Origin of the sequence: Mycobacterium attenuatum, assembly GCF_900566085.1 — a bacterium.
GTDB lineage: Bacteria > Actinomycetota > Actinomycetes > Mycobacteriales > Mycobacteriaceae > Mycobacterium > Mycobacterium attenuatum.
Window position 1 is genome coordinate 1 of sequence record NZ_UPHT01000021.1, and the last position, 21542, is coordinate 21542.

The following is a 21542-nucleotide window of genomic DNA, read 5'->3' on the forward strand; positions in this document are numbered from 1 at the left end:
CGTGGGGGCTGGGGTTCATCGCGGTAGCGCCGGTGCCGAATATGGCCGCCACCGCCGCTACCGCGATGAACCCCAGCCCCCACGCGACGTCGACGACGTTGTAGCGGCCCAGCCACCGGCCGATCAGGAAGGTCGTCGAATGCACAGCGACCAGTGCCAGCGCCGAGGCGCCCGACACCAGCACGATGCCGGCCTCGCTCACCGGTCGTCCTTGCGCTCGAATGTCCATTGGACGACATCCAGATAGCCGGCCCGGAATCCCGCCTCGGAGTAGGCCAGGTAGAGCTCCCACATCCGGGCGAACACCTCATCGAAGCCCAAGTGCGCCAACCGATCCCGCCGCTCGACGAACCGCTCCCGCCACAGCCGCAGGGTCTCGGCGTAGTGCGGTCGCAGCGAGGCGGTGTCGAGGGTGCGCAGGCTGGTGTGGCGCTCGGTGATCGCTGTGATGGCTTCCGTGGACGGCAACAGCCCGCCGGGGAAGATGTACTTCTGGATCCAGGTACGGGTGTTGCGGGTGGCCCGCATCCGGTCGTGGGGCATCGTGATCGCCTGGATAGCTACCCGTCCACCCGGGCGCACCAGCTGGTCGAGCACGCCGAAATAGGTTGGCCAGCAGCGGTATCCGACGGCTTCGATCATCTCCACCGAGAGTACTGCGTCATAACGGTCGGCGCCCTGGCCCGCGTCGCGGTAGTCGCACAAGTCGATCTGCACCCGATGGGACAGACCCGCCGCGGCGACGCGCTGACGCGCCAGCCGCTGCTGCTGCACCGACAAGGTGAGGGAGCGCACCCGGGCGCCGCGGCCGGCCGCCCGGATGCACAACTCGCCCCAGCCGGTGCCGATCTCCAGTAGCCGGCTACCCGGTCCCACGCCGGCCATGTCGAGCAGCCGATCGATCTTGTGTCGTTGAGCCGCCGCCAAATCCGGCCACGAGGCCGGCAGATCGCGGAATAGCGCGGACGAATAGGTCATGGTCTCGTCGAGGAACTCAGCGAATAGGTCGTTCGACAGATCATAGTGCTCGGCGACGTTACGCCGGGCCTGATCGCGGCTGGGATCGCGCCACGTCGGCTCGAACGCGGGCGCCAGCGGGCGCAGCCACTGCAGCGCGCGCGGCACCAGGTCGGCCACCGACTGAGCCAGGACCGTCAGCACCGCAGTGAGGTCCTGCGACGACCATTCGCCGGCCATGTAGGACTCGCCGAAGCCGATCAGCCCGTGACGCCCGATCCGGCGTGCCAGCGCCTGCGGTCGGTGAACCGTGAGTGTCGCCGACATCGCGTCACCAGCACCGATCACCGTGCCGTCCGGATAGACCAGTCGCAGCGGTAGCCGGGCGACCGAGCGCCGTAACAGCCAGTCGGCGACGGCGCCCGACACCGCGGCGACAGATCCGGCCGGCACCTTGGCGACGGCCGGCCAGCGCTCGTAATCGACTGCAACGGAATTGGTTTCGCTAGCCTCGATGCTCATCGCGATACCACTGGAACTCGACGTAACCACAGTGTGATCCCCTGTATCCGGATTCGGGCGGCCACCACCAGGGGGGCCAGCGGAGAGATGATTTGCATGATCGCGACTTCTTTGGTTGTCGCGGGCCGCCGCGTCCCGCGAAGGTTCGCGGTGAATACCGGGAACGCCGGGTGCTTTTCGCCGTGCAGTGTCACCGTCACGTCGACTTCGTGGTCGGGCCGCGGCGCTCGCACCACGTAACGCCCATCGACGTCATTGAACGGCGAGACATAGAACGCCTTGGCCGTCACCACGGGCAGATCGGCCGGCGGCAGCAGGTAGGCGTGGCGTTGGCCGTAGGTGTTGTGCACTTCGGCCACCACATGGCGTAGCCGGCCGTCGCGGTCGTGACACCAATAGAGGCTCAACGGGTTGAAGACATGCCCGAGCACGCGGGCCTGGAGCAATGCGGTGATCCGGCCGTCGGGAACGGCGACGCCGCGCTCATCGAAGAACGCCTCCAGCCGGTCACGCAGCGAACCGTGCGGCCTGCCCGACGACGCGGCGGCGAAGTGATCGTCGGCGCTAAACCGTGCGAACGGCCGCAGCCACCACGGCAGTCGCGGCAGGTCGTCGACGTCGACATACCAGCTGTAGCTTCGGTATTCGAAGGCGTGGTGCACCGGGGCGCGTCGCGCGTGGGTGATGGTGGTGCGGTAGATCGCCGGAGTCAGCATGACACCACCGCCTCCCGCCGGGTCGATACCGGCCAGTCGGCGCCGAGCCGCCGGGCCGCGCGCAGCCCCGAGGCGGCACCGTCCTCGTGGAATCCCCAGCCGTGGTATGCGCCGGCGAACACCACCCGATCGTCATCGAGGGTCGGCAACGCGCTTTGGGCGGCAACCGATTCCGGTGTGTAGAGCGGATGGCTGTAGGTCATCTCGGCAAGCACCGACGCCGGATCCACCCGGTCATGGCCGCCGAGGGTGACCAGGAACCGTCGCTTGTCGTCGATGCGCATCAGCCTGCTGACGTCGTAGCTGACCACCACACGGTCGCTGCCCGGTGTCACCAGGTAGTTCCAGGACGCGCGCGCGCCACGGTGGCGGGGCAACACCGACTCGTCGGTGTGCAGCTGGGCCCGGTTGGTCGAGTAGGGGATCGCCCCCAGCACGTGCCGTTCCCAGGCGGTCGGCGCGTCGAGGAGCAGCAGGGCCTGGTCGGGATGCACGGCGACGACGGCGGCGTCGAACAATCGCGGCGCGTCGTGACCGGCTTGCACCACCACGCCATCGGCGACCCGGCGCAGCGAATGCACCGGGGTCCCCGTCGACACCTCGGCCAGCCGCGAGGCGATCACCTGCACGTAGGTGGCCGAGCCCCCGGTGACGGTGCGCCAGGTGGGCGAGCCGAACACCGACAACATGCCGTGATGGTCGAGGAAGACGAACAGGTACCGGGCCGGGTAGCGCAACGCGTCCTCGCTCGCACACGACCACACCGCGGCCACCAGCGGAGTGATGAAATAGTCGACGAAAAACGACGAGAAGCGGTGCCGCTTGAGGAACGCCTCCAATGTTTCGAGCTCGTCGCCCGCTTCCGCGCGCAGCAGCCGCGAGGCCGCACGGTGGAAGCGCAGAATCTCGGCGAGCATCAGCAGGTAGCGGGGGCGCAGTGCCTGCCGGCAGGCGAACAGTCCCCGAAATCCCAGAGCCCCGGCATATTCGAGGCCGATGTCATCGGCTCGCACCGACATCGACATGTCCGACTGCCGGGTGGCCACACCCAGGTCGTCGAACAGCCGGCACAGCGTCGGGTACGTGCGGTCGTTGTGGACCAGGAACGCCGAGTCGACCGCGATGAGGCCATCGTGGGTCCCGTCGTCTCGATCGACGTAGTGGGTGTGGGCGTGTCCGCCGAGCCGGGTGTCGGCCTCGTACAAGGTGACTCGGTCACGGCCGGACAGCACGTAGGCGGCGGTCAGGCCGGCCACGCCGCTGCCGATGACCGCTATCGAGCGTTCTGAGGGGTGTCGTTGCTGCACATCAGGTATTCGGAACCGTCGGCAGCTCGGACGGGATGGACCAAACCGGCGTTAGTGTTCGCCGCTCATCGCCATCAGCCGGTCGGTTTGCGGCTCATCCCCGGAACCGCTTGGTGCCGACCGGATTCGGGCCGGGCGTGAACGCACCTTCATCGGCCACCAGAACCAGCGGCCCAGCAGTGCGGCGATCGACGGCGTCATGAACGAGCGCACGATCAACGTGTCGAATAGCAAACCCAGGCCGATGGTGGTGCCCACCTGGCCGATCACCCGCAGATCGCTGACGGCCATGGACGCCATGGTGAACGCGAATACCAGCCCGGCGTTGGTCACGACCTTGCCGGTACCGCCCATCGCGCGAATGATGCCGGTGTTCAGCCCGGCGCCGATTTCCTCTTTGAACCGCGAGACCAGCAGCAGGTTGTAGTCAGACCCCACGGCCAGCAGAACGATCACGGACATGGCCAGCACCATGTAGTGCAACTCGATGCTGAGGATGTGCTGCCACAGCAGCACCGACAGCCCGAATGAGGCACCCAGCGAAAGCGCCACCGTGCCCACGATCACCGCCGCCGCAACAAAGGCGCGCGTCAGTATCAGCATGATGATGAAAATCAGGCACAGCGAAGAGATCCCGGCAATAAGGAGATCCCATTTGGCGCCGTCGGCGATGTCGTAGAAGACGGCCGCCGTACCGGCCAGATAGATCTTGGAATCCTCGAGCGGGGTTCCCTTGAGCGCCTCTTCGGCCGCGGTGCGGATCGCATTGACGCTGGCGATTCCCTCGGGTGATTGCGGGTCTCCCCGGTGCAAGATGATGAAGCGGGCGCTATGCCCGTCGGGCGACAGGAACGATTTCATGGCCCGCTGGAAGTCTTTGTTCTTGAAGACCTCGGGAGGCAGATAGAACGAGTCGTCGTTCTTGGCCGCATCGAACGCCTTGCCCATGGCGTTGGCGTTTTCGCTCATCTCGTTCATCTGGTCGTAGAAGCCGGCCATGGTGCTGTGCATGGTCAGCATCATGGTCCGCATGCTCTCCATGCTGTCGATCATCGGCGGGAAAGTCGCGAGCATCTGCGGCATCAGCCGGTCAATGTTCTTGGTGTCGGCCACCAGGGCGCTGAGTTTCTCGTCCACCTGGTCGAGTCCGTCCAGCGCGTCGAATATCGACCTGAAGGACCAGCAGATGGGAATGTCGTAACAGTGCTTCTCCCAGTAGAAGTAGCTACGGATCGGGCGCCAGAAGTCGTCGAAGTCCGCGATATGGTCGCGCAGTTCGTTGGTGATCTGCTGCATCTCTTCGGTGTCGGTGACGATGTGGTGAGTGTTGTCGGCCAGCTGCGACATCAGGCTGTACATCTGCTTCATGATCGTGATGGTCTTGGCCATCTCGTCGGCCTGCTTGAGCATGTCGTCGATCCGGTCCCGCTGATACTTCAGGGTCTGCACCTGACCGGCGTTTTGCATGCTGATCAGAAACGGGATCGACGTGTGGTCCATCGCCGTTCCGTCGGGCCTGGTGATCGCCTGCACCCGGGATATGCCCGGAACCCGGAAGATGCCTTTGGCCAGCCTGTCCAGCACCAGAAAGTCCGCGGGATTGCGCATGTCGTGATCCGACTCGATCATCAGCACGTCGGGCTTCATCCGGGCCTGCGAGAAGTGGCGCTCCGCGGCGGCGAATCCTTCGTTGGCGGGGATGAAGTTGGGCAGGTAGGAGCGGTCGTTGTAGTTGGTGCGGTATCCGGGCAATGCGAGCAGGCCGACCAGGGCGACGGCGCAGGTGGCGGCCAGCACCGGCAATGGCCACCGGACCACCACCGTGCCGACCCGGCGCCAGCCACGCACCTTGAGTAGCCGCTTGGGGTCGAACAGTCCGAATCGGCTGCCCACGTTCAGCACCGCGGGCCCCAGCGTCAGCGCTGCGAACACCGCCACCAGCATGCCTACCGCACAGGGGATGCCGAGGGTTTCGAAGTAGGGCATCCGGGCGAACTTGAGACAGAACGTGGCTCCGGCGATGGTCAGGCCCGAGCCGAGGATGACGTGGGCGGTACCCCGGTACATCGTGTAGAAGGCCGTTTCCCGGTCTTCCCCGGCCTGACGGGCCTCCTGGTAGCGCCCGAAGATGAAGATGCCGTAGTCGGTGCCGGCGGCGATGGCCAGTGAGGTCAACAGGCTGACCGCAAAGGTGGACAGTCCGATGGCCCCGGTGTGCCCGAGCAGTGCGACCACTCCCCGGGCCGCGGTCAATTCCACCCCGACCGTCAGCAACAGCATGACGACGGTGATCGGCGAGCGGTAGACCAGCAGCAACATCACGAAGATCACCACGACCGTCGTCACCGTGATCTTGACCATCGACTTGTCGCCGCTGTGGTGCATGTCCGCGACGAGCGCCGCGGCCCCGGTGACGTACGTCGTGACCCCGGGCGGTGCCGGCGTGTCCGCGACGATCTTGCGCACCGCTTCGACTGACTCGTTGGCCAGCGGCTCGCCTTGGTTACCGGCGAGATTCAGCTGGACGTAGGCGGCTTTGCCGTCGTTGCTTTGCGCTCCGGCGGCCGTGAGCGGGTCCCCCCAGAAGTCCTGGACGCTCTGGACATGTTTGGTGTCGGCGCGCAGTTTGCGGATCAGAACGTCGTAATACTTGTGGGCCGCGTCGTCGAGCGGCTGTTTGCCCTCCAAGACGATCATGGCGACACTGTCGGTGTTGCCCTCGTTGAACGCCTGACCGATGTGCTTCATGGCCTGATACGACGGCGCTTCCTTGGGGCTCAGCGATACCGAGCGCTCCTGCCCGACTTCTTCCAGCGACGGCACGAAAACGCTGAGCGCAACGCAGATCACCAGCCAGCCGAGAATGATCGGCACCGCGAGCGCGTGGATGATCCGCGCTATCAGCGGCTTTTCGGCGTGGCTGCCGGTGTCGGGGTCGTTCGCGTACTTGATGCTCACGCCGACTTCACCAAGCAGTAGGTGTACGCGTTGACCTCGTGTGAAACCTTCTCCGCCTTGACCACGCCGTCCACGGTGATCCGGCAACCGATGCTGTTGCTGTCACCTTGGGCCACAAGGTTTCCCATCACCGCCGCCAAATTCGTGGTGAACTGCAACGACCACGGCAGCACGGCTTGATCGACTCGCTGCGGATCGGAATTGACATCGAAATAGCTGATATCGGCCACCGTCCCGGGCGGACCGAAGACTTCGTAGGCGATCTTCTTGGGGTTGAAGGGTTTGCTGTCGAGGTTGCTGTCGGAATAGGACTCCCGTTTTTCGGACGCGAAAAAGCCCCGGATTCGGTGCACGGTGAACCCCCCGACGACGATCACCGCCAGGATTACCAGTGCGATCCACGTCCGCGACAGCGCCTTGAAGATCTCAAGTTCCCTTCGCCGGTTGGTATTTGCTACGGGCGAACCATACCCGCCTCGTAGAGGTCCTTCCGAACTTTCCCAGGCTTTCAGCGGCTTTCGCAGCAACAGAGCACCACGACCACGCAGCCGATTCGTCCGGACTCAAGGCCAACGGTGATCGCCGCATGCCGCCGTGGGTCATCGTGAATCACCTCGAGTCGGTAATACTGTGCCTAGCCTTACCTAAGTAAATCATTGCCGTCTGGGCGGCGACTCCTTCCCTGTCGGGCCATGGTGTAACGCATATCACGTGCGTAACGGGACGCTACTCGGTTGGCCTACCACTCGCAAATCACATGATGTGCGTTATCCTCGGCCCGTGGCGCAACTCACGTTCCGGCGCGCCCGCACCGAAGAGAACAAGCGTCAGCGTGCCGCAGCGTTGATGGAAGCGGCGCGTTCGCTGGCGTCCGAAACCGGGGTGGCGTCGGTGACCTTGACCGCCGTCGCCAGCCGCGCCGGGATTCACTACTCCGCGGTGCGCCGCTACTTCACCTCCCACAAGGAGGTCCTGCTGCACCTCGCGGCCGAGGGATGGGTGCGCTGGTCGAAGACGGTATGCGACAGCTTGAGTGAGCCCGGCCCGATGTCGCACTCGCGGGTGGCGCAGGCTCTGGCCAACGGTCTGGCCGCCGATCCGCTGTTCTGTGATCTGCTGGCCAACCTTCACCTGCACCTCGAACACGAGGTGGATGTCGACCGGGTGGTCGAGGTGAAGCGCACCAGCACCACCGCCGTGATCGCGCTCGCGGACGCGATCGAGAACGCGCTGCCGGCGCTGGGCCGTTCCGGGGCCTTCGATATCCTGCTAGCTGCTTACTCGTTGGCGGCGACGCTGTGGCAGATAGCCAATCCGCCGGAGCGGCTCACCGACGCCTACGTCGAGGAGCCGGACGTCCTGCCGCCTGAGTGGAATCTCGACTTCGCCTCCGCGCTTACCCGGCTCCTCACCGCGACCTGTTTCGGCCTCACCGCCGAATCTCCCTGAGCCACCGAGGATGGAAAGCTTTGTGACCAGACCACAACCGGTTGAGACCATGGCGGGGGCGAGCTTCAGCTGCCCGCCCGGGGTACGTCTAAGATACTTAGTGCAACAAACCATCGGGATGGGGTGGTCACCTACACCGGCCGTTGCCGGCCGCCTCGGGTTTGCTCCCCGGATCCCTTCGACAAACCCGGCGCGCGCGGTGGCTCGAGCGCTGCGACGCATGGTCCCGGTCCCGGCGAGCGGAAGGTGATCGGTGGCAAGGATTTCGGTTGCCGGCGCGCTGAAGCGAGTGTGGATCCCGCTCGTCATCATTGCCGTGGTCGGGGTGGCTGGTTTCAGTGTCTACCGGCTACGCGGCTTTTTCGGCTATACCGACAAGGGACCGATCACCAGCGGCATTGCCGACGACATCAAGCCGTTCAACCCCAAGCACGTGGTTTATGAGGTGTTCGGTCCCCCCGGAACCATCGCCAACATCAACTATTTGGACATCAATGCCCAACCCCAGCGGGTCAGCAATGTGCCGCTGCCGTGGACGCTATCCGTCACGACGACATTGCCCTCGGTGAGCGTGAACGTGGTGGCGCAGGGCGACAGTAACCAGATCGGTTGCCGCATCATCGTCAACGGCGAAGTCAAGGACGAAAGGTCCGAGAACGAAGTGAACGCCCAAACCTTCTGCTTGGTGAAATCGGCATGAGCGATATCCCGACGGCCACCGAAAACAGTCCCGCGGGCCTAACCGAAAACGGGGCCGGCAAACGGCCGTCGTTGGCCCGGATAATTCACCGTCTTGCGGTGCCAATCGTGCTGCTCTGGATTGGACTGGTCGTCGTTCTCAGCATTTTCGTCCCGTCGCTGGAAAAGGTGGGTAAAGACCACACCGTGTCGTTGAGCCCCAATGACGCGGAGTCGATGGTCGCGATGAAGCGTGTCGGAAAAGTCTTCCATGAGTTCAACACCGACAGCTCGGTGATGATCGTGCTGGAAGGCGACCAGCCGCTCGATGACAAAGCCCACCACTATTACGACGAACTGATCCGCAGGCTTTCCGCCGACACCAAACACGTTCAGCACATCCAGGATTTCTGGGGTGATCCCCTGACGGCGGCCGGTTCGCAGAGTCCCGATGGCAAGGCGGCCTACGTCCAGCTGAACCTCGCCGGCAACCAGGGCGAGTCCCTGGCCAACGAGTCCGTCGAAGCGGTGCGCGAGATCGTCGACAGCGTTGCGGCCCCGCCGGGTGTGAAGGCATATGTCACGGGTGCGGCCGCGCTCACCGCCGATCAGTCCACGTCCGGCGACAAAGGCGTCAAGAAAGTCACGATGATCACCTTTCTGGTGATTATCGTGATGCTGCTGTTCGTATACCGATCCATTGTCCAGGTGCTGCTGGTCCTGGTGATGGTCGGAATCGAGTTGATGGCGGCCCGGCAAGTCGTCGCTTTCCTGGGGCATTACAACATCATCGGGCTTTCCACCTTCGCGGTTAATCTGCTGGTGCTGATGGCGATCGCAGCCAGTACCGACTATGCGATATTCGTGCTCGGCCGATATCAAGAGGCGCGCGGCCTCGGTGAGGACCGGGAAAAGGCCTTCTACACGATGTTCCACGGGACGGCGCACGTGGTCCTCGGCTCCGGCCTCACGATTGCCGGCGCGATGTATTGCCTGAGCTTCACCCGGCTTCCGTATTTCCAGACCCTGGGCGCCCCGTGCGCCATAGGGATGCTGGTAGCGGTGCTTGCCGCCCTCACCCTGGGGCCGGCCGTGCTGGTCGTCGGAAGCTACTTCAAGATTTTCGATCCCAAGCGCAAGATGCGGACCCGGGGCTGGCGTCGGGTGGGCACCGCGATCGTGCGCTGGCCCGGACCGATCCTGGCCGTGTCCATCGCGATCGCCCTGATCGGGCTGCTTGCCCTGCCGGGGTACAAGACCAATTACGACAGCAAGAAGTATCTGCCGCCGTGGACCCCCGCCAATGTGGGTTACACAGCTGCCGGTCGTCATTTCTCTCAGGCCCGGATGAATCCGGAGCTGCTCCTGGTGGAAACCGATCACGATATGCGCAATCCGGCCGACATGCTGGTCATCGACCGGATCGCCAAAGCGGTCTTTCATGTGCCCGGTATTTCGCGGGTGCAGGCGATCACCCGGCCGTTGGGCAGGCCAATCGAGCACACCTCGATTCCGTTTCAGATCAGCATGCAAAACACTGTCCAGGTCGAGAACATGCAGTACATGAAGCAGCGGATGGCCGACATGCTGACCCAGGCCGACGCGATGCAGCAGTCGATCGACACCATGCAGCACATGTACGACATCATGGCCCAGACGGTGAAAGTCACCCACAATATGGATGTCTTGACGCACGAAATGGTCGTCATCACCAACCAATTGCGGGATCACATAGCCGATTTCGACGATTTCTGGCGGCCGATTCGCAGTTACTTCTATTGGGAGCGGCACTGCTACGACATTCCGATCTGCTGGTCGCTGCGGTCGATATTCGATGCGCTGGACGGTCTGGACCAGATCGACGAGAAGCTGGCGGAACTTTCCGGCAACCTGGATCAATTGGACGTGTTGATGCCGCAGATGCTTGCCCAGTTGCCGCCGCAGATCGCGACCATGAAGACGATGAAGACGATGATGCTGACCATGCACAGCTCGATGTCGTCGCTGTATGACCAAATGGACGAGATGTCCAAGAATTCGACGGCGATGGGGCAGGCGTTCGACGCGTCGCGTAACGACGACTCGTTCTACATTCCGCCGGAGGTTTTCGACAACCCCGACTTCAAGCGGGGCCTGAAGATGTTCTTGTCGCCGGATGGGCATGCGGTTCGCTTCATCATTTCCCACGAAGGTGACCCGGCCACCCCCGAAGGCATCTCACACGTCGAACCGATCTTGAAGGCGGCCAAGGAGGCCATCAAGGGAACTCCGCTGGAGGGCGCCAAGATCTATCTCGGTGGAACCGCCGCGGTCTTCAAGGATATGCGCGACGGCTCCAAATGGGATCTCATGATCGCCGGAATTGCCGCCGCCAGTTTGATTTTCATCATCATGCTGGTCATTACCCGAAGCGTGGTGGCGGCCTTCACCATTGTCGGTACGGTGCTGTTGTCGTTGGGTGCCTCATTCGGGCTTTCGGTTCTGGTCTGGCAGGACATCCTCGGTTTCGAATTGCACTGGATGGTGCTGGCGATGTCGGTCATCCTGCTGCTGGCCGTCGGATCGGACTACAACCTGCTGCTGGTATCGCGCTTCAAGGAGGAAATCGGCGCCGGGATAAAGACCGGGATCATTCGCTCGATGGCCGGCACCGGTGCGGTGGTGACTTCCGCGGGCCTGGTCTTCGCCGCCACCATGGCCTCGTTCGTCTTCAGTGATCTGAAGGTGATCGGACAGGTGGGAACGACGATCGCACTGGGTCTGTTGTTCGACACGCTGATTGTGCGGTCGTTCATGATGCCGTCGGTGGCGGCGCTGATGGGCCGCTGGTTCTGGTGGCCGCAGCGGGTGCGCACGCGCCCGGCCAGCCAGCTACTTCGGCCTTACGGCCCGCGACCCTTGGTTCGTGCCCTGTTGCTGCCCCGCGACGGCAAGTCCGCAAACCCCTCCGGAACCGCGGACACCGATCGATTCCCGGTGAGCACTCCGCATTACTGAATTACTGACGGGGATCAATCATTTTGAGCGACAGCGTGATTGACTCCAGCCGCAAGAACATGCGAAAACCTCGCGCTGCCGTCGACCTCGGCGAACGGCGGCGCCTACCCCCAGTTCCACACCGACATGTCGCCGGGCGGGTATTGGTTGCACACCTCGGTGGACTTGGCGACCACGCCCTTGTTGTTGAAGAAAATCTTCATGTGGTTGCGCCAGCCCCACCACAGCGGATCGATGGAGTCGTAAAAGTGCTCGGAGTAATCCCGGCGGTCCGCGGGTGACAACGAGAAGAACCAGTGCACCTTGTCCTGGGTCGCCTGCTGGTACTGCGCATGGTTGTTGTAGTCGATCATGTACCGCTCGTAGTACACCGGACTGGTATCCCTGGTGGCCGCCAATATTTGTTCGGCATCGCAGGTGGTGGCGATCATCCGGCGAGGGATCGGAAAGTCGTCCGTGGAATCGGCCGCCGCGGTCGTCGGGGCGACCACTGCGGCGACGCCCAACGCGAGAAAAACAACGCCTGCGCGCAGGCCGGAACTCAGCCGAGACATAGTTGTCACCGTAACACTTTCGGGGCCCGGGCATAGCGTCGGCAGTCACATTCGGTCACATTGCTAGCCCGTCTCACTATGCATTGCCATCAGGGACGATCACGTGGTTCGGGTCGGGCCGCAGCTCCGGCGGAGCTTGGCTGTAGTCGCCGAACGGGCCGTCGCGGCGCTCGATCGCGGCCCGTACCCCCTGGGTTTCGGCGGTCTTGATGAACTCGAGTGCGTCGGGGGTGTTGCGCATCAGGCCGTCGAGAATGCCGCCCAACGTCTGGGTGGACGCCAGTCCCATGTTCTCGTAGGCCTGATTGACGATCAGCTTCTGGGCCTGTAGCTGCGACAACGGGATTCGCGCCAGCTCGGTGGCGATCTCGGCGACGCGGGCCTCGAGGCGCTCGAAGGGCACCGCCTCGTTGATCAGCTCGACTTCGGCGGCCTGGACACCGGTGAGCGGCCGGCCGGTCAGCGCGTGCCATTTGACCTTGGCCAGGCTCAGCCGGTACAGCCACATCCCGGTCAGATAGGCCCCCCACATGCGGCTGTACGGGGTGCCGATCACGGCGTCGTTGCTGGCGATCACGATGTCGGCGCACAACGCATAGTCGCTGGCGCCGCCCACGCACCAGCCGTGCACCTGCGCGATCACCGGCTTCGACGCCCGCCAGATCGCCATGAACTTCTGGGTCGGGCCCGTCTCGCGGGCGCTGACCATCGCGAAATCCTTACCCGGATCCCACCTGCCGTCGGTCATCATGGCCTCACTCCAGTGCTGGAAGCCACCGCCGAAGTCGTAACCGCCGGAGAAGGCGCGTCCGGCGCCGCGCAGCACGATGACTTTGATGTCCCGGTCGCGTTCGGCCAGCCCCACCGCGGCCTCGATCTCGTCGGGCATGGGCGGAACGATGGTGTTGAGGTGTTCCGGGCGATTCAACGTGATGGTGGCGACCGGCCCGGCCGTGGCGTAGAGCAGCGTTTCGAAGTCGGGTATGGACGGGGGAACAGGCCGGGAAAAAGACATAGCCGAAGCGAAGCCGCTGGGGGACTTCAGTGTCAAGCAGTCTCAAGCGCGGTTCAGCGGGAGACACCAGCGCATGTGGGCCACCCCGGCAACGATCCCGTCGTCCTGGCGCAGCCCGTCGATGAACCGTGCGCCGGCCACGAAAATGGCGCCGCGCCTGGCGAAGAAACGCTCGGTCGCCAGGATGCCGAGCGCCAGGACGGCCACGAGGTTCAACTGTCCGGTGCGGGCGTACAGCCCGGCCGCGATCGGGATCGTTTGGCCGGGCAGCGCTACCCCGAAGCCCTCCACCCTGACCAGCGCGATTGACGGCCGCGTAAGGGTGCCCAGAGATCGGCGCCGCTAGACGTCGCGACCACGACCAGTGCGGTTACCCGCGGCCGCCCAGCATCTGGTGCAGGAATGAGTAACTCAGCGCCGATCTGAAGGCCAGCTGCTCGTTGTCGGCCGCGCCGGCGTGCCCGCCCTCGATGTTCTCGTAGTACCAGACACGATGGCCGGCGGCTTCCAGCGCTGCCGTCATCTTGCGAGCGTGGCCCGGGTGGACGCGGTCATCACGCGTGGAGGTGGTCAACAGCACCGGCGGATACTGCCGCTCGACCGAAATATTCTGGTACGGCGAGTATTCGGAGATGAATTCCCAGTCTTCGGGATTGTCGGGGTCGCCGTATTCGGCCATCCAGGAGGCTCCGGCCAACAGCAGGTGATAGCGCTTCATGTCCAGCAGCGGCACATCGCAGACCAGCGCGCCGAATTTCTCCGGGTACTTGGTCAGCATGATTCCCATCAGCAGCCCGCCGTTGCTGCCACCCCGGGCGCCGAGCTGCGCGACGGTGGTGATCTCGCGTTTCACCAAATCCGTTGCGACGGCGGCGAAGTCCTCGGCCACCTTGTGCCGGTCCGCGCGCATCGCCTGGGTGTGCCAGCCGGGTCCGTACTCACCGCCGCCGCGAATGTTGGCCAGCACGTAGGTGCCGCCGCGGGCCAGCCACAACCGGCCCAGCACGCCATCGTATGCGGGTGTCCTGGGCACCTCGAATCCGCCGTAGCCGCTGAGCAGCGTCGGGCCGGGTCCGTCGGCGTTCGCGGGTCGCACGACAAAATACGGGATGGGCGTCCCGTCGTCGGAGTCGGTGAAATGCTGTGCCACCGTGAGATTTCCGGCGTCGAAGAACGTCGGTGCAGATTTGATCTCGGCGAGTTGCCCGTCGTCGGTGCCGCGCAGCAGTCGTGACGGCCGGTCGAACCCGCTGGAGTCGAGGAACAATTCGTTACCGTGGCTGTCGGCGGTGACGACGACGGTGTGGGCCGCTGCCGGGATGCCCGACAACGGTTCGCGGCGCCAGTCGCCCGGGGCGGCGATTTCGACGCGGCTGGCCACGTCCGCCAGCGTCACGATCAGCAGCCGGTCACGGGTCCACGTGTACTGATACAGGGCGGTATGTGGGTCCGGCTCGAATACCACGTTCAATTGCGCCGTGCCAGCAAGGAATTCGTCGTAGTGAGCGGCCAGCAGGCAACCTGCGGTATAGGTGGTGGCGCCGAGCGTCCAGTCGGTGCGCAGTTCGATCAGTAGCCACTGGCGGTGCACGGACACGCTGGCGTCGGTGGGCGCATCGATACGGATCAGCTCCGCGCCGCGCAGCTCGTAGACCTCGTCGTTCCAGAAGTCGAGGGCACGCGCAATCATGGTGCGCTCGAAGCCAGGGGTTCGATCCACCGACGCCATGACGCGCACGTCGGCGCGGGCGCCCTCGAACACCGTCTGCGCCTCGGCCAGCGGGGTGCCCCGGCGCCATCGCTTGACCACGCGGGGGTAGCCGGATTCGGTGAGCGAATCGGCGCCGAAGTCGGTGCCCACCAGCACGGTATCCGGGTCTTGCCAGGTGATTTGGGACTTGGCTTCCGGCAGCTCGAATCCGCCGTCGACGAATTGGCGTGTGCGCATATCGAATTCACGCACGACGGACGCATCCGACCCGCCTGGGGACAGGCTGACCAGGGCCAGGGTGTGGTCGGGCTCGATGACGCCGGCGCCGGCCCACACCCATTTCCGGCCGTCCACCCGACCGAGTTCGTCGACATCGATCAGGACATCCCATTCCGGCTTGTCGGCGCGGTAGCTGTCCAGCGTGGTGCGCCGCCACAGCCCGCGCGGGTTGGCGGCGTCGCGCCAGAAGTTGTACAGGTAATCGCCGCGGCGCACCACGTAGGGGATTCGGGTGTCGGTGTCGAGCACCTCGAGCGCCTCGGCCCGCATCCGCTCGAACTCGCCGCTGCAGAACTGCGCCATGGCGGGCCCGTTGCGTGCGCGCACCCAGTCGAGTGCGCTCTCGCCGGTGACGTCTTCAAGCCACAAGTACGGGTCGTCCGGCGCCTCAGATGTCATGGAAGCCATTCTGACCCCGGCGGTAGTGTGAGCTGTATTACACGAGCTAACGAGGAGCCGAGCAGATGACCGTCTTTGCACGTCCGGGTTCCGCCGGTGCGCTGATGTCGTACGAATTCCGGTACGAGAACTTCATCGGCGGCGAATGGATGGCACCCGCCCAGGGCCGCTACTTCGAAAATCTCACGCCGGTGACCGGCCAGCCGTTCTGCGAGATAGCGCGGTCCGACGAAGCCGACGTCGACAAGGCGCTCGACGCCGCGCACGCCGCGGCGCCGGGGTGGGCCAAGACCGCGCCGGCCGCGCGGGCGGCGATCCTGAACAAAATCGCCGACCGCATCGACGAGAACCGGGCCGCTCTGGCCGTGGCCGAAGTGTGGGACAACGGCAAACCCGTCAGGGAGGCGCTGGCCGCCGACATCCCGCTAGCCGCCGACCATTTCCGGTATTTCGCCGCGGCGATCCGCGCCCAGGAGGGCACCCTCTCCCAGATCGACGAGGACACCGTCGCCTACCACTTCCACGAGCCGCTCGGCGTGGTCGGTCAGATCATTCCGTGGAACTTCCCCATTCTGATGGGCGCCTGGAAACTGGCGCCGGCGCTGGCGGCCGGCAACGCGGTGGTGCTCAAACCCGCCGAGCAGACGCCGGCCTCGGTGCTGTACCTGATGACGCTGATCGCCGACCTGCTGCCGCCGGGAGTGGTCAACGTGGTCAACGGATTCGGCTTCGAGGCGGGAAAACCGCTGGCGTCCAGCAACCGGATCGCCAAGGTGGCCTTCACCGGGGAGACCACGACCGGTCGGCTGATCATGCAATATGCCTCCCAGAACCTGATCCCGGTCACCCTGGAACTCGGCGGCAAGAGCCCCAACATCTTCTTCTCCGACGTGATGGCGGCCAATGACGATTTCCAGGACAAGGCGCTGGAGGGCTTCACGATGTTCGCCCTCAACCAGGGCGAGGTGTGCACCTGCCCGTCGCGCAGCCTGATCCAGGCCGACATCTACGACGAGTTCCTGGAACTGGCCGCGATCCGGACCAAGGCGGTTCGGCAAGGTGACCCGCTGAACACCGAGACGATGCTGGGCTCGCAGGCCTCCAACGATCAGCTCGAGAAGATCTTGTCCTACATCGAGATCGGCAAGGAAGATGGGGCCAAGGTCATCACCGGCGGCGAGCGCGCCGACCTGGGAGGTGACCTGGCCGGCGGGTTCTACCTGCAGCCCACGATTTTCGCCGGCAACAACGCGATGCGGATCTTCCAGGAGGAGATCTTCGGGCCGGTCGTCGCCGTCGCCTCCTTCACCGACTACGACGACGCGATCGGCATTGCCAACGACACTCTCTATGGTCTGGGCGCGGGCGTGTGGAGCCGCGACGGCAATACCGCCTACCGGGCCGGGCGCGACATCCAGGCCGGACGGGTGTGGGTCAACTGCTACCACGTCTATCCACCGCATGCGGCGTTCGGCGGCTACAAGCTGTCCGGCTTCGGCCGCGAGTGCCACAAGATGGCGCTCGAGCATTATCAGCAGACCAAGAACCTGATGGTGTCCTACAGCGACAAGGCGCTCGGGTTGTTCTGATGGATGCGCCGCCCGGTGTGGTCATCACCGCGTCCGCCGCCGAGTTGCTGGCCCGGTTGCACGACCGGCACGGTCCGCTGATGTTTCACCAGTCCGGCGGCTGCTGCGACGGGTCCGCGCCGATGTGCTACCCGCACGGGGACTTCCTCGTCGGCGACCATGACGTCCTGCTCGGCGTGCTCGATGTGACGGAAAAGGGCGTGCCGGTATGGATCTCGGGTCCGCAGTACCAGGCTCAATATCGAGACCAGCACACCCAACTGGTGATCGACGTGGTACCGGGCCGCGGCAGCGGGTTCAGCCTGGAAGCACCGGAGGGCGTGCGTTTTCTCAGTCGCGGCCGGGTCTTCACCGACGAGGAGACGTCTGCGCGGGAGGCAGTTCCAGTGATCACGGGTGCGGCTTACGCGCGCGGCGAACGGCCGCCGGTACGAGGTGAAGTCGTCGCCGACAACGCGCCGGGAGCGTGCCGGGCCACGCGCGGGTGACCGCAGTAAGGTCGTACAACGTGATTCCCCTTCCGCGAGCGCGGCTGCTGACGAGCGCGTTGCTGGTCGGTAATGCGGTCGGCTTGCTGGCGGGGGTGGCGGGAACCGTGCTGGTGCATACTCCGATCCGGCCAGATCTGGTCATTGCGCTGGTGGTCGCGATTCCCAGCGTGCTCGGGCTGGCGATCATCCTGTTTTCCGGACGCCGTTGGGTGACGACGCTGGGCGCTTTCATCCTCGCGCTGGCGCCGGGCTGGTTCGGTGTGCTGGTGGCAATCGAGGTGGCATCCCGTGGCTGACAAAGAGGCTGACCAAGATCAGGTTCCGGACCCGGGGACGGCACCGTTCGTGCCCGATTTCGACACCGGCTCGCAGCCCTTGCCCGTGTTGGCCGCCGACGCCGAGAAGGCGGACTCGGCAAGGCAGGGCAAGGAGGAACCTGACAGCCCGCCTTCCACCCCGCCTGTCGCGGAAGCACCCACCGACGCGTCGACGGGCGAGCCGGCTGCCGCACCCGTGCAGGTGCCCGGCCGCTACCAGTACCTGAAGTGGTGGAAGTTGTTGCTGGTCATCCTCGGCGTGTGGTTCGGTGCGGCCGAGGTCGGGCTGAGTCTGTTCTATTGGTGGTATCAGACGCTGGACAAGACGGCGGCCGTCTTTGTCGTCTTGGTCTATGTCGTGGCGTGCGCCGTCGGCGGCGTGATTCTGTCGATGGTGCAGGGTCGGCCCATGATCGCGGCATTGTCAATCGGGGTGATGTCGGGGCCGTTCGCCTCCGTCGCCGCTGCGGCACCGCTGTACGGCTATTACTACTGCGAGCGGGTGGGCCACTGTCTGGTCGGCGTCATCCCGTACTAGATGCTCGCGAGCACGGTGTGGGCAGCGTCGAGCGAACCTGGCTGCCAACCGGTCGGCAGCATGGGGACCTGCGCCCCGCCGCCTGACTCGACGCCGCCGATCGTGGCCAACCCGCCGGCCTGCATCAGCGCGCCGGTGGGTGTGGTCCCGGCGAACCCCATCGCGCCAGCACCCTGATCGGCAGCCGCCACCGGCGCCGATATGGTCGATATGGCCGGCGTTGTGACTGCCGACACCAACGGCGCTTGCGGCAATACCGCCGATGCACCTGCCAGCGTCCCTAGCGCGCCAGCAGCCGCCCCCGTCGCCGGCGCAGCGGTCAGCGCGCCCACGCTCGACTCGGCAGCGGTCATTGCCACTCCAGCGGTCGACAGCGCCATCCCGTCAGCAGCTGACGTCGCCAAAGCCGGAACAAGACCAAAGCCCGCGCCCCCGAGAATCCATTCGATTACCGCACCTATGAAAAAGAATGGATTGAGCACGAGGTAAAAGGCGTTTACGGCGACCAATTGCCAGAGCAAACCGAGGACCTGCAGCATGAGAAGTGCGGCAGCGGGCTGAGTCAATAATAACAAGAAGGCCTCAATGAGCATCGGCCCGGTAAATAGTGCTCCGATCAAAAAGTAGCCAACAAATTCCACCGCCGTGAACAGCTCTACGGTAAGAAATATCTGGAATGCTTGTAAAAATTGCTGCCATGGCGTGAGCCCGAACTGGACAACGCCGGCCGCGATGTTTCCGATGACGTCTGCTCCGGGTTTGACAATGACCGGTGCCGGACTCGTGTGCGGCACGGAGGATAGGACGGCGGCCGTGCTGATTTCGTAAACGCTCATCGTGGTGGCGGCTTGGATCCACATCCGCGCGTAGTCAACCTCATTCAGGGCGATGGGGATGGTGTTGAGGCCAAAGAAATTCGTCGCCACCAACACGGCGTGGGTGGCGTGGTTAGCCGCCAACTCGCCTAGCGTCGGCATGGTCGCTAAGGCACTCACATAGGCCGTCGCCGCGGCCTCATGAGCAGCAGCGGCTTGCGTACTGTCGGCGCTGGCCTGCAGCAACCACGCCGTGTACGGCGCGTAGGCCGCGATGCAACACTCCGCGGTGGGACCGTCCCACGTGCCGGCTTGCATCGCAGCGAGCACCGCGGTCAATTCCTCAGCAACCGACCCGTACTCCGCACTGAGCGCTGCCCAGGTTTGCGCCGCGGCCTGCAACGAACCCGGTCCGGGGCCCGTATGAAGTAATGCAGAATGCACCTCCGGCGGCGACGCCGACCACAGCGGCGCCGTCACTTCGCACCACTTGCGAGCACCTTCGAGACCATGGCGGCATCGCGGGCCGCGAAGCCACCAGCGTGGCGATGAGCGCCGATCCGCCAGCGGCCCAGTACCTGGCCTGCGGGTCTGTTCGCCGCGGCTTGCGCGGTGCTCGGCGATATCGGACTGCCCGCGGGGGCGCCCGGCGTGGTGGTCGCTGGCGTAGCAGCGGGGTAGGTCGTGCGCCGGATAGCACGCAATGACTCCCGCGCGGCAACGATGGCCGCCGGGGATGTCGGACCCACCGGATACGTCATTTCACTACTCCCGTTCGCTGGTTCGCCTAACAACCGATCTGACCACCAAAAAACAATTAGCTCACCGAAGTATTTAACCGCCAGCGACGTTCAATTGTTATCGGTGGAACCTGCGTTATTGAAGACGTCGGCTACGGTAACGTAATTGTCGCCGGCGCCGACTAGATTGCTATATTCCAACGCCGAAAGCGCCGCCACGCTCATACCGTGGTAGTCGGGTGTGTCGGCGTAAGGGTCGATCAACGGAATCTGCATTGAAGACTGCTCGGTATTCACCTCATAGTCGCCCGCGTTATAGTCAGGAATATTATTGTTCGAGAGGTTCGAGAGGTTCGAGAGGTTATCATTGGAAAGGCTGTTACCGAGAGCAACGAAGACGGAATTATCTTCTTCCCCACTCAATACCGTCGCGTCCGACTCAGAACTGTCACGCTGGTCTGACGCAGAAATCTCAGGTAAATTCGCGCGCAGGGTAGTTAAGTGGTCGTCAATGTTGTCTCTCGAAAATCCGAATTTGCTCTCACCCACCTCAGAGTTGAATTGGTTGAGCTGATCCTGTAATTCGTCCAGCTCATTCCTGAATCTACTGGCGAAACTCTCATCTACCCAACCGACGTCGGGTATGAAATATGGAGTCTCTGCTGTTCTTGTCGAGGATAGGTTCGTTGGAGTGAATACGCTTCTGAACTCCGCTTCTGCCTCCGGTGTGTCGATTTCCTCGAATATCCTTCTGACTGTTTCCACGGGATTAGTAGGTTCGAATGATTCGCTCGATGATTCTTCAAACTCATCGAGCTGGACCGGAAGATTTCGTACGGCCTCGGATTCTTCAGATTCAGAGAGGAGCGCCAGGGCGCGTATCGGCATGGGCTCGGGGATGCGGATGCGTGCCGTATGAGGATTGGTGGTCGCGTTGTTTGACGGCGTTTCTCCCATGCCGTCTGAATCGTCGGTGGATGTGGTGACAGAACCGCCAGGGTCCTCTGATGTGCAGGTATCGAGTTTGAATACCTCGTGAGCATTCAGCGTGATAGCGAGTCGGCCTACGCCGAGCTGAGAACTCGTCACCGATTCGGGTGCCGCGACATCCAGGCTGGCACTGGCGGCGCTGGTCAGGGCGAGTGCTCCCAGTGCGACGCCGGCCACCCGGGCGCGTTGCCGCGGTGATTTGCCTGCTCGGGATTTACCGCGACTCGCCGCGCGATTCAGGCCGTCGGCCTTGGCGTCGCCGTGACAACTGGAGGCTTCTCGCTTAGCCGACATGTGCCACCACCGTGTGCATCGCCGGTGCGGCAGCGGCGTGCGCGGCCGCCGGTCGAGCGCTCGGCACCGCTACGGCGCCAGCCGCGCTCGCCATGTCGTCAGGGACGGCCCACAACATCACCGGCACAACCCCTTCCAGGTCATCTCAAGATTGTGAAGCTGACGCCGCCGGATTCCGCGACGTCATACGGATGTATTGTATAGGATACAACTGTATTGGGACATA

The 21542-nt window shown here is 64.1% G+C and carries 19 protein-coding genes; 7 read left to right on the plus strand and 12 right to left on the minus strand.

Annotated elements, in window-relative coordinates; all coding sequences use genetic code 11:
- The 6 genes from EET13_RS03455 to EET13_RS03480 form a co-directional block, all read right to left on the minus strand.
- Positions 1-181 (minus strand): DUF1295 domain-containing protein (locus tag EET13_RS03455; protein WP_122441024.1); only part of this gene is annotated, 181 nt, incomplete at its 3' end.
- Positions 182-198: 17 nt separating this feature from the next.
- On the minus strand, positions 199-1479 hold the full coding sequence (locus EET13_RS03460) for a class I SAM-dependent methyltransferase (protein WP_122440986.1): 1281 nt from the start codon (positions 1477-1479) through the stop codon (positions 199-201).
- Positions 1476-2195: a DUF1365 domain-containing protein gene (locus tag EET13_RS03465; protein ID WP_122440987.1), complete on the minus strand. Its 720-nt coding sequence runs from the start codon at positions 2193-2195 to the stop codon at positions 1476-1478. The genes EET13_RS03460 and EET13_RS03465 overlap by 4 nt, the downstream gene beginning before the upstream one ends.
- Entirely contained in the window at positions 2189-3502 is a 1314-nt protein-coding gene (locus EET13_RS03470) for an NAD(P)/FAD-dependent oxidoreductase (RefSeq protein WP_122440988.1), read from the minus strand. The genes EET13_RS03465 and EET13_RS03470 overlap by 7 nt, the downstream gene beginning before the upstream one ends.
- Before the next feature lie 51 nt (positions 3503-3553).
- The gene (locus EET13_RS03475; RefSeq protein ID WP_122440989.1) at positions 3554-6460 is read right to left on the minus strand and encodes an MMPL/RND family transporter; all 2907 of its coding nucleotides are present in this window, start codon (positions 6458-6460) and stop codon (positions 3554-3556) included.
- The gene (locus EET13_RS03480) at positions 6457-6873 is read right to left on the minus strand and encodes an MmpS family transport accessory protein (RefSeq protein ID WP_122441025.1); all 417 of its coding nucleotides are present in this window, start codon (positions 6871-6873) and stop codon (positions 6457-6459) included. The genes EET13_RS03475 and EET13_RS03480 overlap by 4 nt, the downstream gene beginning before the upstream one ends.
- A 349-nt stretch (positions 6874-7222) precedes the next feature.
- On the opposite strand from EET13_RS03480, the gene EET13_RS03485 reads away from it, so the two are divergent.
- From EET13_RS03485 to EET13_RS03495, 3 genes are all read left to right on the plus strand, one after another.
- On the plus strand, positions 7223-7909 hold the full coding sequence (locus EET13_RS03485; RefSeq protein WP_122440990.1) for a TetR/AcrR family transcriptional regulator: 687 nt from the start codon (positions 7223-7225) through the stop codon (positions 7907-7909).
- A 253-nt stretch (positions 7910-8162) separates the two neighbouring features.
- Positions 8163-8609, plus strand: a complete 447-nt coding sequence (locus tag EET13_RS03490; RefSeq protein WP_122440991.1) for an MmpS family transport accessory protein — start codon at positions 8163-8165, stop codon at positions 8607-8609.
- A complete protein-coding gene (locus EET13_RS03495; RefSeq protein ID WP_122440992.1) occupies positions 8606-11584 on the plus strand; it encodes an MMPL/RND family transporter in 2979 nt (992 codons plus the stop codon). Before EET13_RS03490 ends, EET13_RS03495 begins: the two co-directional genes overlap by 4 nt.
- A 104-nt stretch (positions 11585-11688) precedes the next feature.
- On the opposite strand, the gene EET13_RS03500 is transcribed toward EET13_RS03495, so the two are convergent.
- The 4 genes from EET13_RS03500 to EET13_RS03515 all read right to left on the minus strand — a co-directional run bounded on the left by EET13_RS03500 (position 11689) and on the right by EET13_RS03515 (position 15542).
- Entirely contained in the window at positions 11689-12138 is a 450-nt protein-coding gene (locus EET13_RS03500; RefSeq protein ID WP_023370345.1) for a DUF5078 domain-containing protein, read from the minus strand.
- Positions 12139-12214: 76 nt separating this feature from the next.
- On the minus strand, positions 12215-13153 hold the full coding sequence (locus EET13_RS03505; protein ID WP_023370347.1) for a crotonase/enoyl-CoA hydratase family protein: 939 nt from the start codon (positions 13151-13153) through the stop codon (positions 12215-12217).
- 42 nt (positions 13154-13195) lie between these two features.
- A complete protein-coding gene (locus EET13_RS03510) occupies positions 13196-13444 on the minus strand; it encodes a DedA family protein (protein WP_023370349.1) in 249 nt (82 codons plus the stop codon).
- Positions 13445-13523: 79 nt separating this feature from the next.
- Positions 13524-15542, minus strand: a complete 2019-nt coding sequence (locus EET13_RS03515) for a prolyl oligopeptidase family serine peptidase (protein ID WP_168991225.1) — start codon at positions 15540-15542, stop codon at positions 13524-13526.
- 65 nt (positions 15543-15607) lie between these two features.
- Between EET13_RS03515 and exaC the strand changes: the two genes are divergently transcribed.
- Genes exaC through EET13_RS03535 form a run of 4 tightly spaced genes read left to right on the plus strand, consistent with a single transcriptional unit; the run spans position 15608 to position 18477 of the window.
- On the plus strand, positions 15608-17131 hold the full coding sequence (gene exaC, locus EET13_RS03520; RefSeq protein ID WP_122440994.1) for an acetaldehyde dehydrogenase ExaC: 1524 nt from the start codon (positions 15608-15610) through the stop codon (positions 17129-17131).
- Positions 17131-17619 (plus strand): DUF779 domain-containing protein, encoded by a 489-nt coding sequence (locus EET13_RS03525; protein ID WP_122440995.1) that lies wholly within the window; start codon positions 17131-17133, stop codon positions 17617-17619. The genes exaC and EET13_RS03525 overlap by 1 nt, the downstream gene beginning before the upstream one ends.
- 20 nt (positions 17620-17639) lie before the next feature.
- Entirely contained in the window at positions 17640-17918 is a 279-nt protein-coding gene (locus tag EET13_RS03530; RefSeq protein WP_211186332.1) for a putative holin, read from the plus strand.
- On the plus strand, positions 17911-18477 hold the full coding sequence (locus EET13_RS03535) for a hypothetical protein (protein WP_122440996.1): 567 nt from the start codon (positions 17911-17913) through the stop codon (positions 18475-18477). The genes EET13_RS03530 and EET13_RS03535 overlap by 8 nt, the downstream gene beginning before the upstream one ends.
- Here EET13_RS03535 and EET13_RS03540 read toward each other — a convergent pair.
- Positions 18474-19772 (minus strand): PPE family protein, encoded by a 1299-nt coding sequence (locus EET13_RS03540; RefSeq protein WP_122440997.1) that lies wholly within the window; start codon positions 19770-19772, stop codon positions 18474-18476. The two genes, EET13_RS03535 and EET13_RS03540, sit on opposite strands and share 4 nt — an antisense overlap.
- 371 nt (positions 19773-20143) lie before the next feature.
- Positions 20144-21316, minus strand: coding sequence for a hypothetical protein (locus EET13_RS03550; protein ID WP_136623097.1), 1173 nt, complete (start codon positions 21314-21316; stop codon positions 20144-20146).
- Positions 21317-21542: the final 226 nt, after the last annotated feature.